The organism is Rhodococcus sp. NPDC127593, assembly GCF_042671975.1.
GTDB lineage: Bacteria > Actinomycetota > Actinomycetes > Mycobacteriales > Mycobacteriaceae > Rhodococcus_F.
The window spans coordinates 33,376-47,198 of the sequence record NZ_JBHXWI010000052.1 but is presented as its reverse complement, the minus strand read 5'-3'; the positions used below and the strand labels follow the sequence as shown (position 1 = coordinate 47,198).

Sequence of the window (13,823 nt, the reverse complement as noted above, 5' to 3'; positions counted from 1 at the left end):
TACCGTCACGGGAGATGATGCGCCACCGGAGTCGACGCGTTCACGCAAGGCGGACGTGGAGGGCCTGACTGTCGACGAACTCGCCGGTGCTCTCGAGCCGAGCGGCGAAGTCGTTCATGTACTGCACGTGGGCGGAGATCTCTTCCGGTGTCCACTGGTCCATCGGGACGTCGTTGGCCGATGCGGGCGCGCCACGGTAGTGCTTGAGCAGCAGGTACTTGGCCATCGTGTTCTCCTTGGTGTGGTACGGCCCATTGTGGCCGTGTTCACTTCGGGGACGAAGCTGCGCGCGGGTTCTCGACATCCCACGGCGACATTTCTTGACCATCTTCTCTGTCGGGCCACAATCCATCGCGGTAAGGGGAGAGCCGCGCAGTGGGGTTCACCCCGAATAGTGGACACCGAGATAGCGGGACCGATGGTCTCGCTGGAAGGATGTTCACCATGTCCCGTACCCGTCGGTCATATACGACCGAGTACAAGGTCGAGGCGGCCCATCGAGTGATCGATTCGGGTCGGACCATTGCCTCCGTCGCCCGTGATCTCGGCCTGAATGAGAGCCTGCTCGGGTCGTGGGTCGCCGACGAACGCCGCCGCACCGAGGCCGCCGCCGCCCAGGGGGACACGCCGTTGACCCCGGCCGAGCGCGACGAACTCACCCGCCTGCGCAAGCAGGTCGTCGAGCAGGAAAAGGACATCAGCTTCTTGAAAAAAGCAGTCGGAGACCTCGAGGCGGGTCGTGCGGATCACCAGCATATCCATGCGTACTTTGCGGCGAACCATCAGAAGTAGAGCGTTTCGAGCTGATGGCTGCAGAGTGCGCCGACACCGGCGTCAGCCGGATGGCGCGTCTGCTGGGCGTGTCGACCTCCGGATACTACGTTTGGGGTGAACCTCAGCTGCAGGTGATCCGGATTCCGGCGATGTCGTGGATGTTGCCGCGGATGGAGTCGAGAGTGAGCGGAATACCCTTGCGGGCGGCCTTGCCCAGGACGCTGTCGGCCGACTTCAGCCTCGACTCACGCTCCTACAGGGATGACAGTGCCCGCTACGTCTTCATCGGCGTCTTCATCGGTGACACCTCGGCCTCTACAGCACGGGTGATGCGCGTGAGAGCTATCGCTGCGAGGGCCGCGAGGATGAGAGGCACGACGACCGCGAGGTACATTGTGCGAGGTGTCATCACGCTGAGTGCGTATCCCGCCAGAATCGGCGCCAGGATACCCCCACCGCGCGCGACCCCCAACATCGTGCCGTACCCTTTGGCGCGCGCGAGTACCGGATATACGCTCGTCGACGTCGAGGTGTATCCGGCCATCGCCGCGAACGTACCGCCACCGAGCAGGCCGGCCATGGCCAGTGCGAACGGGCCCTGGAGTGTGACCGCGAACGCCGCGATCGCCACCGCGGCCACGAAAGACGACACGAAAGCGATCCGCGCACCACGGAACCGCAACCCGAAGGCGCCGAACAAGCTTGCCCCGACAACCGCGCCGAAACCGATCATGATCCCTGCGAGAGCACCGCTTTCCGCGTCACCACTGGCGTCCGTGATCAGCTGCGGCGTCCAGCTGCCGACAAAGTAGTACGCGGCGGTGAGCATCGTGTAACCGAACACCAGGAACACGGTGCGAGATCGCAGTTCACTGCCAAACAGGCGGATCGCTTCCTGCGGCGCGGCGTCTGTCGGATCGGCCACTGCCTTCGGGTCCTTCCGCGCAAAAAATTCTTCCGACTCCCGAAGGAAGGCCGCGGTCACGACGAACGACAGGACCCCGAGTGCCGACCCAATCCAGAACATGCCTTGCCATGCCCCGCCCGCCATGGACACCAGTCCTGCGCCCGCGAAGCCGGCGAGCATCGTGCCGAGCGGGTTACCGACCATGACCAGTCCGAGCGCTAAACTTCGCCGATTGGGCGGGACGATTTCCTGGCACAGGACGACAATGACGACGGTGATGGTTCCGATGGCGATGCCTGTGAGGAAACGCGTCACGAGGAGCGTCTCGAAACTGGTCGATAGCGCCGACGCCGCCAGTCCGACCGTGTTGACGGCTAGACCGATCAGCAGAACGCGTCGTCGACCGATGGTATCTGCGAGGCGGCCGATGCCGATCGCACCCACCGCCATACCGGCGAGCGCGGCGCTGATCAGATACCCCTTCTGAGTGCTGGTAGCGAAACCTTCGGGCAGATGGGGCATCGCAAAACCCATCACGAGAAGGTCATAGCCGTCCAGCATGTTCAAGAACATGCAAAATAACACGGTCGCAATCTGATACGGGCGCGAACCCGCCCGTGAGGTCCTTGTCGATTCCGAATCGAACACGCTGGACTCCTTCTATCGTGGCTGTAGGTCGGTGCTAAAGAAGGTGGAGATCGATCAGTAGTGGGGGTACCGGCACCGGTTCGCGACTTCATCGCAGTTCTAGCGAGCTGACCGACCCTTGAGTGCCAGTAACCCAGATCACAGTACTGACCGATCAGTACAGGCGCAAGGGCTGCTGAAACATTCGTAGAGTATCGAGGCGTTAGCCTCGATACTCTACTGATGGAATTTCCATGTAGCGGAGTGTCGAACCGAAGAAAGTGTCTACCTGAGCTGAGAAGATTGGGTTCTCACACGACAAATCAGACAGCTCACAGGCTGATCACAAACCCGATGGTTCACCGATCCGAAGTACACCACTCCATGGGGGCGCTATCCATCTGCTCGCCGACGAATTTTCGATCGCCACGCGGAAGATCGTCTCCGGAGCGGCAGATTCCGCAACGAAACTGACGACGCTGATCGTAGCGATGTGCGCCGGCGCCGACGGTATCGACGGCATCGACCTGCCGATCCGGCAATGAAAAACTTTGCGCAAGTTCAGCTTCGGGCACAATTGCCAATTCGAAATCGGTACTACGCGAGCATCACTTGCAAAACGTCGGTCAACTCCTGATATCGATCTATCGCCGCTGTCACCGCAAACATGTTGTTGTCGCATAACACCCCGAATCATTGGGAGACATGCCCTAGCTAGTCTAGGTCGAGCTTCGCAAATTACGATCGCGGCCGCATCAGCTAACCCCGGCAGGGGGCCTACCGATCGGTGCAGAGTCAATATCTTTACGCGACATACTCAGACCCGGGGATCTTCCGGCCCTTGCCTGTGTACTGGTCAGTCAGTACAATTGGGGTGTCCATATGAGAGATGGCGTTGAGGAGACCAAACTGATGACACAGGCACCAACGCGGCAGGACTGCGTGCGAATTGAGCGCCGAGGACATGCCCTCTGGGCGCGTCTTGATCGAGCCGAAGCCCTCAACGGTCTGAACCCGAGCGTCGCGGAAGGCTTGCATCAGGCCATGGACGTCGCGGCAGGCGAAGCTGGCATTCACGCCCTGGTGGTGACTGGTGATGGTCGCGCCTTCTGTAGTGGTGCTGATTTGAAGTATCTGCAGGGGGACGGCGACGGACGTCAGCCAGACTTTTCCGCGTTCCTTCAACGGGTGGGCGACGTCTTCGACCGGCTGGAGCAGTTCCCGAAACCCGTCGTCGCGGCCGTGAACGGGTTCGCCGTGGCAGGAGGCCTCGAGCTCCTGCTGTGCTGTGACCTCGTGATTGCAGCCGAGTCCGCCAAGATCGGAGACGGTCATGCGAACTACGGTCTGTTGCCGGGCGCCGGTGGTTCAGTACGCCTCTCACGCAAGATCGGCATCACCCGAGCCAAGCATCTGCTCTTCACGGGCTCCCTGGTCCAGGCAAGGGAAATGCTGAACGCTGGGCTGGTGAATCAGGTTGTGCCCGACGCCGAACTGGACCTCGCGGTCGACGCGCTTGTAGAAACACTCGCTGCCAAGAGCCCCATCGCACTCCGTCGGACCAAGCAACTCGTCAACGATGCCGGCGAAACATCGCTGCCTGTTGCCCTCCGCGCCGAGCAAGCCCTGAGCGAACTACACCGCCATTCGTACGACATGGCCGAAGGGCTAGCAGCGTTCTCGGAAAAGCGCGGACCACTCTTCAAAGGCTGTTAAGGGAGGAAATTGTGGATCTTCATGACAAGGTTGCACTCATCACCGGCGGAGCGTCCGGGCTGGGGCGGGCGACTGCGATGTCGCTCGCGGCTCGCGGCGCCAAGGTTGCGCTGTTCGATCGCGACGAAGGCGTCGACCAGGTCGCGCGTGAAATCGGTACGGAGGCCATCGCAATTCAGGGCAGCGTCACCGACGCAGCTGACGTACAGAAGGCAGTCGATGCTGCCTCTGACCGTTGGGCACGGCTGAACATTGTCGTCAATGGCGCCGGCGTGGCGACGCCGGGACGCGTGCTCGACGGGACCACTCCACATGACTTGGAACGATTCGCGCAGGTCATCAACGTGAACCTCGTTGGCACCTTCAACGTCCTTCGGCTCGCAGCTGCACGGATGGCGGAGAGCGAGCCTGAAGACGGTGAGCGCGGTGTCATCATCAACACCGCCTCCGGCGCCGCATTCGATGGTCAGATCGGACAGGCAGCTTACGCCTCATCCAAGGGCGGGGTTGCGTCCATGACGCTTCCGGTCGCCCGGGACCTGGCGAGCAGGCTGATCCGCTGCGTGTCCATCGCTCCGGGCATCTTCGAGACCCCAATGGTCTCGAAGATGCCAGAGTCCGTCCGCGAGGCGTTGGCCTCGAATGTTCCACACCCTCGCCGGCTCGGATCGCCCTCGGAGTTCGGGAGTCTCGTGATTCATATCGTTGAGAACCCCATGCTCAATGGCGAGGTCATCAGAATCGATGGCGCCCTCAGGATGGCGGCTCGCTAACACACACGGGCATCCCCCGGCGCGGTGGACCAATCATCGACAGCATGAGGAGATGCGTGCCGGACAACGAACATTCAGCCAACAGAAGGGTCCGAGATGACCGGATCAAACGTAAGCGAGGCAGTCCGATGACTGAATCAGATTCGTCCGAGACAGCAAAGTATCTTGAGGGCCTCGCCTCCGGCAAACTGCTCTATCAACAGTGCGCGGACTGCGAGGCTGTCGTCTGGCGTCCTCGCCATCTTTGTCCTGAATGTTGGGGCACATCGCTCAATTGGCTTGAATCAGCCCGTACCGGAACGGTCTATACGTTTACGGCCGTTCATGTTGCCCCCACCCCGGCTTGGGCGGAACGGGTGCCGTACACCATCGCGTCGATCGAATTGGGCGAGGGCTTCTGGGTCATGGTTCATATCGCTGAGGACGAGGTTGACACCGTCCAGATCGGCGATCAAGTCGAAGTCATCGCCGGCGATGGAGACGTCCCATTGGTGGCCCACAAGCGCAAGAAGTCAGTTGGAGGCACTCGGTGAACTTGAACGGAACAGTCGCGATCGCGGGTTTCGGCGACATCTACGGCGAGGAAGGCCGGGACAACCTGCCCACGCACCTGGCCGCCGAGGCGATTATCGCTGCGACAAAAGATGCTGGGCTGACAAAGGCCGATGTCACCGACCAAGCGCTGCTGACAGGTCGTTCCCCTTTCGGCGAAGGACGTCCACAGCAGTGGAACAGCAAACTGTCGAGCTATCTCCACCTTCCGACGCGCGTGAGCACTGAGATCACTTCGCACGCTGCTGGAGCGAATGCGATGCTCAAGCATGCGGCCTCTCTCATCCTGAGTGGCGTCACGGAATACGTGATCTGTGTCCACGCCGACACGCCTGGGCTTGTTCGGATGCTTGAGGAAGCGCCGATGGAGGACACACACGTCGATTTTGAGCAGCCGTTTGGTCCAACCATGCCCGCGCTGTACGCGATGATCGCTCGCCGATACATGTACGAGTTCGGCGCAACCTCCGAACAGCTGGCGCAAGTCGCCGTTCACGCGCAGAACTGGGCCGTCCATCACCCCTACGCCGCAAAGGCCAGCAAGGGTCAGATCACGGCGGAGGACGTTCTTTCCTCCCGCGAGATCGCCTCTCCCTACCGTCTGTGGGATTGTGCCCTGTGGGGTCCGAAATTCGGTACGGCGGGATCTTTCGTTGTGACCTCTGGTGAGCGGGCGCGCGATCTGACCGAGAATCCGCTGTACATCCTTGGGGTGGGGGAAGCGCAGGTCAGTGAGACGTTCTCGGAACAACTCGAGTCACGCGCCAATATGCCTGCAACCCTCACCACGACGAGTTGCGCCGCGGCAGCAGCACAAGCCTACGAAATGGCTGGAATCTCACCGAACGACGTTGACGTGGTCGGAGCAGGCGTCAACTTCACGGCCATGGCGCCCATTCTCCTGGAAGACCTTGGCTTCGCCGCAAAGGGCGAGGGCCTGCGCCTCTTCGACGAGGGGCGCACCGACGTAGGCGGAGACTTGCCGTTCAACACCAACGGCGGGTGGTTGTCGTTCGGCCAAGCTGGGGTCTCGTGCGGAATGGACACGATGATCGAGGTGGCGCGCCAGATGCGAGGAGAGGCACTCGGCCTGCAGGTTCCCGACTGCCGATTGGGAATCATCCAGAATCAAGGTGGCCCTCTGGCGTACAACACCGTCACAGTTCTCTCCACACAGCCGAATTAGGCGATCGACTCACGCACCCCGCCTTGCCGTAATCACGGGCCAGTCCTCCCCGACGCGATTACTTTCGCGGACACGAAAGAAACCATGGTCGAAGCGGCAGCTGTTGAACCAAGTGAGAAGTCACGCGTGGGACAATCCGCAGCATTGTCAAGTTGTTCAGATCCGCTGGTCTGAGACGACCAATTTACCGTTTGATCGGTACATAACTATGTACCGAGGACTCCGCTCATGTCGAGCAATGTAAGTCCCGAGCATGGTGTCATGCGTGTGAGCGGGCCGAGCTCATTCCCTCGAAAGGACCAATTTATGTCTGACTGCAGGTGGACTTCTGCCGGCCAGAGCGAGCGCCCTCCAACGACGCCGGAAATGGCCGACCGTGTCGCTGGTGTCCCCGGAGGGTGTGCTGGAAAAGTCGTACTCGTCATTGGCGGCACCCGCGGAATCGGTCGCGCTACAACGCTCGCGCTGGCTGAAGCGGGAGGGAATGTCATCGTGACCGGCCGCTCCGAGGCAGCAACCGAGGACGTCGTATCGGAAGCAGGCAGATGCGGCGGCTGCGTCACCGGCAGAGCGCTCGACGTCCGCGATCCGGAGGCCTCACGGAGCCTCGTGGCCGACGTCGTATCTACATTTGGGTGCGTCGACGGGGTGGTTGCCAATGCGGGCATTAACCCCTATTTCGTTCGGCCCGAGGACCTCACTCCTGCAATGTGGGATGAGATCATGGACGTCAACCTGCGTGGCATCTTCTTCGCCGTTCAAGCTGTGGCTCAGCAGATGCTCAAGCAGGGGTTCGGAAGTGTCGTCTCGATCTCGTCCGTGACAGCTCGCATGGGAACCGAGCGAGGCATGCCATATGTCGCTTCCAAGGGTGGACTCGACTCGATGACCCAAACCTTAGCGGTTGACTGGGCGAGTCGGGGGGTGCGTGTCAACGGCGTGGCACCCGGCTACATTGAAACTGATCTGACGTCAGGTCTTCGTGAACACGAACAACTGAGTTCGTCGATCTTGAAGAAGACTCCTATGGGGAGATTCGGTCGAGCAGAGGAGATCGCAGGAATGGTCGAGTTTCTCATCTCGGACCGTTCCAGTTACGTCACGGGTCAGACGTTTGCCATCGACGGGGGCATGGCCTCGGCCCGCTAGTGTCGACGAGATGCTTGGTGCCGACAGGCTGGCAGGTAAGAATGGGAAGCGATCAGAGTAGCCGCAGGTGGGCGCCTGCACGCGTGGCCATTTGTGCAGGTGCTCACGACTGGCCGTACAGTGTTTCGCTTAGGCGCGCGTAGTGGGCGATCTGCTCGGCAGCATCTTCGAATGCGACCCAGCGCTCCATGTTGGCGCTGCAATACCGAGCGGATGGCCTGCGGTTGACCGTACGGCTCACACCCTTCGTGGTGTATCTCTCCGCGGTCTCGGAGCGCAATCAGTAGCCAATACCCGGACTCTTTTACTTTGAATGCGCCGGTGAATTGATCCAGTTGGCGTGAATGCCCTTGCAGGGAATATAGCGCGGGTTAGCATGGACAATCACCGACCCCGTGTCGGACTGCTCCACTGGCTCTTTCGCGTTGTCGACGGGCAGAGTCGAGGGCGTTCGCGCCATGATTCGCAGTCTTATCCCGAACACGCTCTGGAACAACATCATCCACGGTTTCTCCCACGGCCAGTCTATCGGCAGATGCAGCGCCGGTTTCGGGCGGAGTCGGCAATCCGCGCCGGGCCGAGACCACCGTTCGGCGGATATTGTCGGTCCTCGCTTTCGCCAGCGCTGGGTTACCTGTCAGTGTCTCGGCGTCCCGGGTGAGATTGAAGGCCGTGACCGCGCCGACGAGCCACAAGTACGGATTAACACACCTGCATTGGCTACCAGTACGTCGATGCGGCCGAGCGCGCGACGACAACGGTCGCCTCGGCGTCAGCCAGGGTGATCGCGCGGCCGATTCCGCAAGTGCCGCCGATCACGAGAACGACTTTGTTGGCGCAGCTGATCGAAGTGGCCCGAGACTTACGATCCAGTTGCCATGGCCGGGAGACCTCTCGGTTCGACAGCCTTCCGTCGGGTCGAGGTTGGCGAACGCCTCCTCGACCCTCCTCCACGGTGTGAATGTCGCCCATTGGTCTTAGCATCCTCGATGCGCTTTAGCGACCGAACGGTACATAGTTAGATTTGTAGACATTACGTAGTTGGGATGGGTGAATCCGGCGGACTCAAGCGGGTTGTTTCGACCAAAAAGGCCTGTATATGAGTCTATTTGCCCACACATGTAGCTGCAATTTCGACCGAATGTCGACGATTCGCCTGCATGTATCTGTCGATGAACAAGCGGTGTCTACCGCGAAAAGTTCTTGCCATTGTACCGGTCAGTCGATAGTGTGGACTGAGGATCGGCCGGCACCTCGTCAGAGTGGCCCAAGTACTTCTAACTGTCAGGCGCGAGCCCCAAGTGGTCGACAGCTCTGTCGATTCACTGAGAGAGGACACGATATGTTTAGGCTAAGCAATTCGCTTTCTGAGCCTTATGAATCGCGTGATATTAGCTCCATCTTGGAACACCAGGCCATCGAACTCGAGGACCGCCCGTTCCTAGTATTCACCGACAGTGGTGAGTCCGTTTCGTACGGCGAGTTCAATGAGCGGGTCGATGCGCTCGCGATGGGCTTGCGTCGGCTTGGCGTCGGACTCGGCGACCGGGTCTGCATGATGCTCTCCAATCGGGTCGAGTTTGTGCTGACCTGGTTCGCGACTACAAAGCTGGGCGCCGTCCACGTACCGATCAATGTTCACCACAAGGGAGACGTTCTCACATACGTCGTCAACGATTCGGGAGCCGAGACGCTGGTCCTGGAGAGCGAGTACGCCGGTCGGATTGCGGCCCTTGTACCCGAGCTGACCCGCGTACGCCGCATCGCGATGGTGGGAGATGACGGGGGAGCCTTCGCCGGCGCCCGGAACGCCCATGGCGAGGCCGTCGAGATTGTCGATTTCGCCTCGATTGCGATCGCAGGAGAGCGTCTAGAGAACCGGCCCGCAGCCATGCCCTGGACGCCCGAGGCGATCGTTTACACGTCGGGCACGACCGGGCCTTCCAAGGGTGCGCTGGCGTGCCATCATCACAGGCTCGTCATTGCCGAGAGCTGGATGCACGCGAACGAATTCGGGCGGGGTGACACACTCTATGCGCCATTCCCGTTCTTCCACCCGATCGGAACAACGCTCGGCATTCTCCCCGTATTGCTGGCGGGCGGGACGATCGTTGTGGCGCCTCGGTTCTCGGCGTCACGCTATTGGCGCGAGGCAGGTGAGCATGGCGCTACGCACGGTCATATTCTGTTTTCGCTTGCCTTCATATTGCTCAAGCAGCCCCCATCGCCTTACGACCGCGCACATAAGGTACGGCGCGTGCACATCGCATCGTCGACGATCGCCGACGAATTCGAGCAGCGATTCGGCGCGCGCATCACAGAGGTCTGGGGCGGTGGCGAGGCAGGCATGTTCACCTACACTCCTCCGGGTATAACACCGCCGTCCGGCTCGTGTGGCCTGGCCAGCCCACGTTATGAGGTTGCGGTCTTCGATGATAATGACCTCGAGTTGCCCAACGGTCAGATAGGCGAGATGGTCGCCCGACCCAAGGAGCCATGGATCCTTCCTCTGGAGTATCTCAATAAACCGCAGCAGTCGTTCGAGAGTATGCGCAACGGCTGGTTCCACCTGGGAGATCTCGGTTATCGAGACGACGACGGCTTCTTCTACTTCGCCGATCGCAAGAAGGACAGTATGCGCCGACGAGGTGAGATGGTGTCCTCTTACGAGGTCGAGAGCGTGATAAACGCTCATCCGAGCGTGCTCGAATCGGCCGCCCTTGGCATCGATTCCGGACTCGCGAAAGGGGACCAGGACATCTTGGTGCACATCGTGCTGGCCGAGGGCGCCGCGTTCGACCCGGAGGCGCTCATTAAGCACTGTGACGACAATATGGCCTTTTTCATGGTGCCCCGATTCCTCTACGTGCGGGAATCCATGCCCAAGACGCCGACTGACAAGATCGCGAAGTACCAGCTGCGCGACGAACTGCTACCGAACGGTGCCTGGGATCGTGAGTCGGCCGACATTCGGTTGACACGATGATCAAATCCGTGGTGACCAGTTCGACGAATCGAAGCTCGACTGAGGAGACGACCCATGAGTGAAGTTCTAATTACCGGAGCGGCGATGACGCCATTCGGAAAGTCTCCCGAGCGCAGTCTCAAGGAAATCGCGGCGACGGCCGTTTCGAGCGCGCTAGCCGATACGGAACTAAGCGTCGAGGACGTGGGAATGGTCTTCTTCGCGAATGCGGCCGCCGGAGTCATCACGGGTCAGGAGATGATCCGGGGGCAGGTCGCGCTGCGCGAGACCGGACTTCTCGGAATTCCAATGGTCAATGTTGAGAACGCGTGTGCATCAGGATCGTCAGCCTTCCATCTCGCCTGTATGGCCGTCGCGTCAGGTCGCTGCGACCATGCGCTGGTGGTGGGCGCCGAGAAGCTGGCCCACAAGGACCGCCGGCGGCCGTTCGAAGCGCTGTTGACCGGCGTCGACCTCGAACGGCGCGAGGATCTCGACCGTTTCGTTTACAACGGCGCCGATCCGGGCTCGGGCTCCCTATTCATGGACATCTACGCACGGCTGGCGGGCCAGTACATGGACCTGAGCGGCGCGACGGCGCGTGACTTCGCCAAGATAGTCGTCAAGAATCACCACCATGGGAGCCTGAACCCGCACGCTCAGTATCGCAATGAGGTCACGGTGGACGAGGTACTGGGCAGTAGGGCGATCAGTGGTCCGCTCACCCTACTGATGTGTTCGCCTATCGGTGACGGCGCTGCAGCGTTGGTCGTATCCGCGGCCGACAAGGCCGCTCACGGGGGCGTCCGGGTGCGGGCAACAGCACTTGTGACCGGCCGCGACTCTGGAGAGGCCGCGGTAGTGCGCGCCGCCCGCGCCGCCTACGAGGAAGCCGGCGTCGGGCCGGAGGACCTCGACGTCGTCGAGGTACACGACGCCGCTGCGCCCGCTGAGCTTCAAATCTATGAGGAGCTCGGGCTGTGCGGCCACGGGGAGGGACCTGCACTGCTCGCCTCCGGCGCGACAGCCCTTGGCGGACGAGTTCCGGTGAACCCGAGCGGCGGCTTACTCAGTAAGGGCCACCCGGTAGGTGCGACTGGCTGTGCCCAACTGGTCGAACTGGTCGACCAACTGCGTGGCCGCGCCGGCAAACGACAGGTCGGAGGGGCACGCCTCGCTCTCGCGGAGAACGCCGGGGGATTCCTGTCAACCGATCAGGCGGTCGCTACTGTGACCATCCTGAGTGCAGAGAACGGCAGTGGACAGCGATGACATCGTCGCGCGTGACCGTTGCCTCAATCCTTGAGACGAGCTACGGGCGCTTCGCCGCCCGCCCGATGCTGGTTGACGGATTTGCACACCGCACCTACGCCGAAATCGGTGACAGAGTCCATCGCGCAGTCAACGGTCTCCGTGCACTCGGACTCGCCGCCGGCGACCGGATCGCGATCATAAGCCCGAACGGCCCCGGGTTCATCGAGGCCTCCCACGCCGCTTTCGTCGGCGGGTTCGTCCGGGTCACGCCGAGCACGAAGCTGCATGCCGAGGAGATCCGCCACATCTTGGACGATTCCGGCGCGCGTATTGCCGTTGTATCGCCGGACTGGGCCGAGTCCGTGCTGTCCTTCCGCTCGGAACTGCGATCTCTCACCGCCGTCGTGGTGTTCGGCGATAAGGTACCCGGTGCTATCACGTTCGACGAGCTCGTGCTGAGCGGCGACCCGGAGCCACCGCCTGTTTTGCCAAGCCCGCAGGATCTCTGCGCGCTGCTCTACACGTCTGGCACCACCGGCCGACCGAAGGGGGCAATGCTCACCCACGCCAACTGGGCGGCGATGATCCGAAACTCGTTGACCGAGCTGCCGTCGGTAGAGACCGATGACGTCGTCCTGCACGTTGCGCCGCTAAGCCACTTCAGTGGCTATGTCGAACCGACCTACAGCGCCCGGGGCGCCGCGCACCTCGTTCACGAGACCTTCGACCCGCGAGCTGTCCTTGACGCGATCGAGCGTCATCGCGTTACGGTCGTGCCACTGGTGCCGACGATGTTGAACATGCTTTTGCCGGAAGCAGAGGAGGGCGAGTACGACCTTTCCAGCCTGAGAGCGATCGTGTACGGCGGCTCGGCGATCGCGCCTGATCGGCTTGCACGTGCGGTAAAGGTGTTCGGGGATGTTTTCGTGCAGTTCTTTGGGCTGTCGGAGGCTCCGATGCCGCTGGCCGCCCTGTCTCCCCGCGACCATAGTTTCGATCTGAACGGCCCCCCTCCACCCCGACTGTCGTCGGCTGGCAGGGTCCATCCGTTCGTCGAGTTACAGATCCGTGGCGCTGACGGTGGGGGTCTTCCGGCCGGCGAGGTAGGTGAGATCGCGGTGCGCGGCGATACGGTGATGCGCGGATACTGGAACCAGCCGGAACAAACCGCGGAAATGATCGACGCCGATGGCTGGACCGAGACTGGTGACCTAGGGCGTCTGGACGAGGACGGTTACCTCTATATTGTCGATCGCAAACGCGACACGATCATCACGGGTGGATACAACGTCTACCCGACCGAGGTCGAGAACGCGATCGCAACGTTGCCCGAGGTTCAGGAGGTAGCGGTGGTCGGAGTGCCGGACGAAATCTGGGGCGAGGCCGTAATGGCCGTGGTCGTCGTGCGCGAGGGACAGAGCCTTGATTCTGAAACCGTCCTCGAGGCGTGCCGCCAGCGGCTCGCGAACTACAAGAAACCACGCGCGGTGGAATTCGTCCGAGAACTCCCCAAGACCGGGTCCGGGAAAATAATGCGCAGGGCTCTGCGGCAATCCCACTGGATCGGCCACGAGCGGAGCATCGGCGGATAAATGGCGTCTGGCGGAGTGGGGGTGAGGTCATGGAACTTTCGGCCTCGCGGTAAGCAGCGAAGTCCGTGCGCAACTCACGTCGATCAGTAGAGTGCTTCAATTTCGGTCGTTGTACTGTACGGTCAGTACAAACTCAGTACTACCCTTGGAGTAGTTGGTTGCATGCGGGCGGTTCATACTGCCACTTAGCCATTCGGGTTTCGGTGCACCAAATGGGCTGGACGACGAAATGGGCTGTAAAATACAGGCCTTACGTGCGCTTCATGCCTTACGTGCTCCGCATATTGGCAACTCTTACAGCCACAGTCGGATCGCTCTTTTAATTTTT

11 protein-coding genes and 3 pseudogenes are annotated in these 13,823 nt (G+C 61.2%); 9 read left to right on the top strand and 5 right to left on the bottom strand.

Annotation, left to right across the window (positions count from 1 at the left end):
- Positions 1-58: 58 nt before the first annotated feature.
- A pseudogene (locus tag ACFVJ3_RS36815) lies at positions 59-328 on the bottom strand (hypothetical protein); the annotation flags it as partial.
- 107 nt (positions 329-435) lie between these two features.
- Here ACFVJ3_RS36815 and ACFVJ3_RS36810 point away from each other — a divergent pair.
- The gene (locus tag ACFVJ3_RS36810; RefSeq protein ID WP_378456750.1) at positions 436-792 is read left to right on the top strand and encodes a transposase; all 357 of its coding nucleotides are present in this window, start codon (positions 436-438) and stop codon (positions 790-792) included.
- A gap of 106 nt (positions 793-898) precedes the next feature.
- On the opposite strand, the pseudogene ACFVJ3_RS36805 reads toward ACFVJ3_RS36810, so the two are convergent.
- The 3 genes and pseudogenes from ACFVJ3_RS36805 to ACFVJ3_RS36795 all read right to left on the bottom strand — a co-directional run.
- Positions 899-1,021, bottom strand: a pseudogene (locus ACFVJ3_RS36805) (GTP pyrophosphokinase family protein); the annotation flags it as partial.
- Between the two features lie 27 nt (positions 1,022-1,048).
- Complete coding sequence (locus ACFVJ3_RS36800; protein WP_378456749.1) at positions 1,049-2,242, bottom strand: MFS transporter; 1,194 nt, start codon at positions 2,240-2,242, stop codon at positions 1,049-1,051.
- 425 nt (positions 2,243-2,667) lie between these two features.
- Positions 2,668-2,892, bottom strand: a complete 225-nt coding sequence (locus ACFVJ3_RS36795; protein WP_378456748.1) for a hypothetical protein — start codon at positions 2,890-2,892, stop codon at positions 2,668-2,670.
- A gap of 328 nt (positions 2,893-3,220) precedes the next feature.
- Here ACFVJ3_RS36795 and ACFVJ3_RS36790 point away from each other — a divergent pair, with 328 nt between their 5' ends.
- From ACFVJ3_RS36790 to ACFVJ3_RS36770, 5 genes are all read left to right on the top strand, one after another.
- Positions 3,221-4,024, top strand: a complete 804-nt coding sequence (locus ACFVJ3_RS36790) for an enoyl-CoA hydratase/isomerase family protein (protein WP_378456747.1) — start codon at positions 3,221-3,223, stop codon at positions 4,022-4,024.
- An 11-nt stretch (positions 4,025-4,035) separates the two neighbouring features.
- On the top strand, positions 4,036-4,797 hold the full coding sequence (locus ACFVJ3_RS36785) for an SDR family NAD(P)-dependent oxidoreductase (protein WP_378456746.1): 762 nt from the start codon (positions 4,036-4,038) through the stop codon (positions 4,795-4,797).
- A gap of 128 nt (positions 4,798-4,925) precedes the next feature.
- Positions 4,926-5,330, top strand: a complete 405-nt coding sequence (locus ACFVJ3_RS36780) for a Zn-ribbon domain-containing OB-fold protein (RefSeq protein WP_378456745.1) — start codon at positions 4,926-4,928, stop codon at positions 5,328-5,330.
- The gene (locus ACFVJ3_RS36775; RefSeq protein WP_378456744.1) at positions 5,327-6,535 is read left to right on the top strand and encodes a thiolase family protein; all 1,209 of its coding nucleotides are present in this window, start codon (positions 5,327-5,329) and stop codon (positions 6,533-6,535) included. Before ACFVJ3_RS36780 ends, ACFVJ3_RS36775 begins: the two co-directional genes overlap by 4 nt.
- A gap of 228 nt (positions 6,536-6,763) precedes the next feature.
- Positions 6,764-7,684, top strand: coding sequence for an SDR family NAD(P)-dependent oxidoreductase (locus tag ACFVJ3_RS36770; RefSeq protein WP_378456743.1), 921 nt, complete (start codon positions 6,764-6,766; stop codon positions 7,682-7,684).
- A gap of 475 nt (positions 7,685-8,159) precedes the next feature.
- Here the strand turns inward: ACFVJ3_RS36770 and ACFVJ3_RS36765 are convergent.
- A pseudogene (locus ACFVJ3_RS36765) lies at positions 8,160-8,376 on the bottom strand (IS1380 family transposase); the annotation flags it as partial.
- A 710-nt stretch (positions 8,377-9,086) separates the two neighbouring features.
- On the opposite strand from ACFVJ3_RS36765, the gene ACFVJ3_RS36760 reads away from it, so the two are divergent.
- From ACFVJ3_RS36760 to ACFVJ3_RS36750, 3 genes are read left to right on the top strand one after another with little or no spacing between them, the layout of a single operon-like run.
- Positions 9,087-10,670 (top strand): AMP-binding protein, encoded by a 1,584-nt coding sequence (locus tag ACFVJ3_RS36760; protein ID WP_378456742.1) that lies wholly within the window; start codon positions 9,087-9,089, stop codon positions 10,668-10,670.
- Between the two features lie 54 nt (positions 10,671-10,724).
- Positions 10,725-11,921: a thiolase family protein gene (locus tag ACFVJ3_RS36755; protein WP_378456741.1), complete on the top strand. Its 1,197-nt coding sequence runs from the start codon at positions 10,725-10,727 to the stop codon at positions 11,919-11,921.
- An 11-nt stretch (positions 11,922-11,932) separates the two neighbouring features.
- Positions 11,933-13,495 (top strand): class I adenylate-forming enzyme family protein, encoded by a 1,563-nt coding sequence (locus ACFVJ3_RS36750; RefSeq protein ID WP_378456740.1) that lies wholly within the window; start codon positions 11,933-11,935, stop codon positions 13,493-13,495.
- Positions 13,496-13,823: the final 328 nt, after the last annotated feature.

What these genes read in the sequence shown, in the direction of transcription:
- ACFVJ3_RS36770 (WP_378456743.1), top strand. Translation starts at nt 6,764, where the DNA reads ATGTCGAGCAATGTAAGTCCCGAGCATGGTGTCATGCGTGTGAGCGGG.
- ACFVJ3_RS36810 (WP_378456750.1), top strand. Translation starts at nt 436, where the DNA reads ATGTTCACCATGTCCCGTACCCGTCGGTCATATACGACCGAGTACAAG.
- ACFVJ3_RS36780 (WP_378456745.1), top strand. Translation starts at nt 4,926, where the DNA reads ATGACTGAATCAGATTCGTCCGAGACAGCAAAGTATCTTGAGGGCCTC.
- ACFVJ3_RS36755 (WP_378456741.1), top strand. Translation starts at nt 10,725, where the DNA reads ATGAGTGAAGTTCTAATTACCGGAGCGGCGATGACGCCATTCGGAAAG.
- ACFVJ3_RS36790 (WP_378456747.1), top strand. Translation starts at nt 3,221, where the DNA reads ATGACACAGGCACCAACGCGGCAGGACTGCGTGCGAATTGAGCGCCGA.
- ACFVJ3_RS36800 (WP_378456749.1), bottom strand. Translation starts at nt 2,242, where the DNA reads ATGCTGGACGGCTATGACCTTCTCGTGATGGGTTTTGCGATGCCCCAT.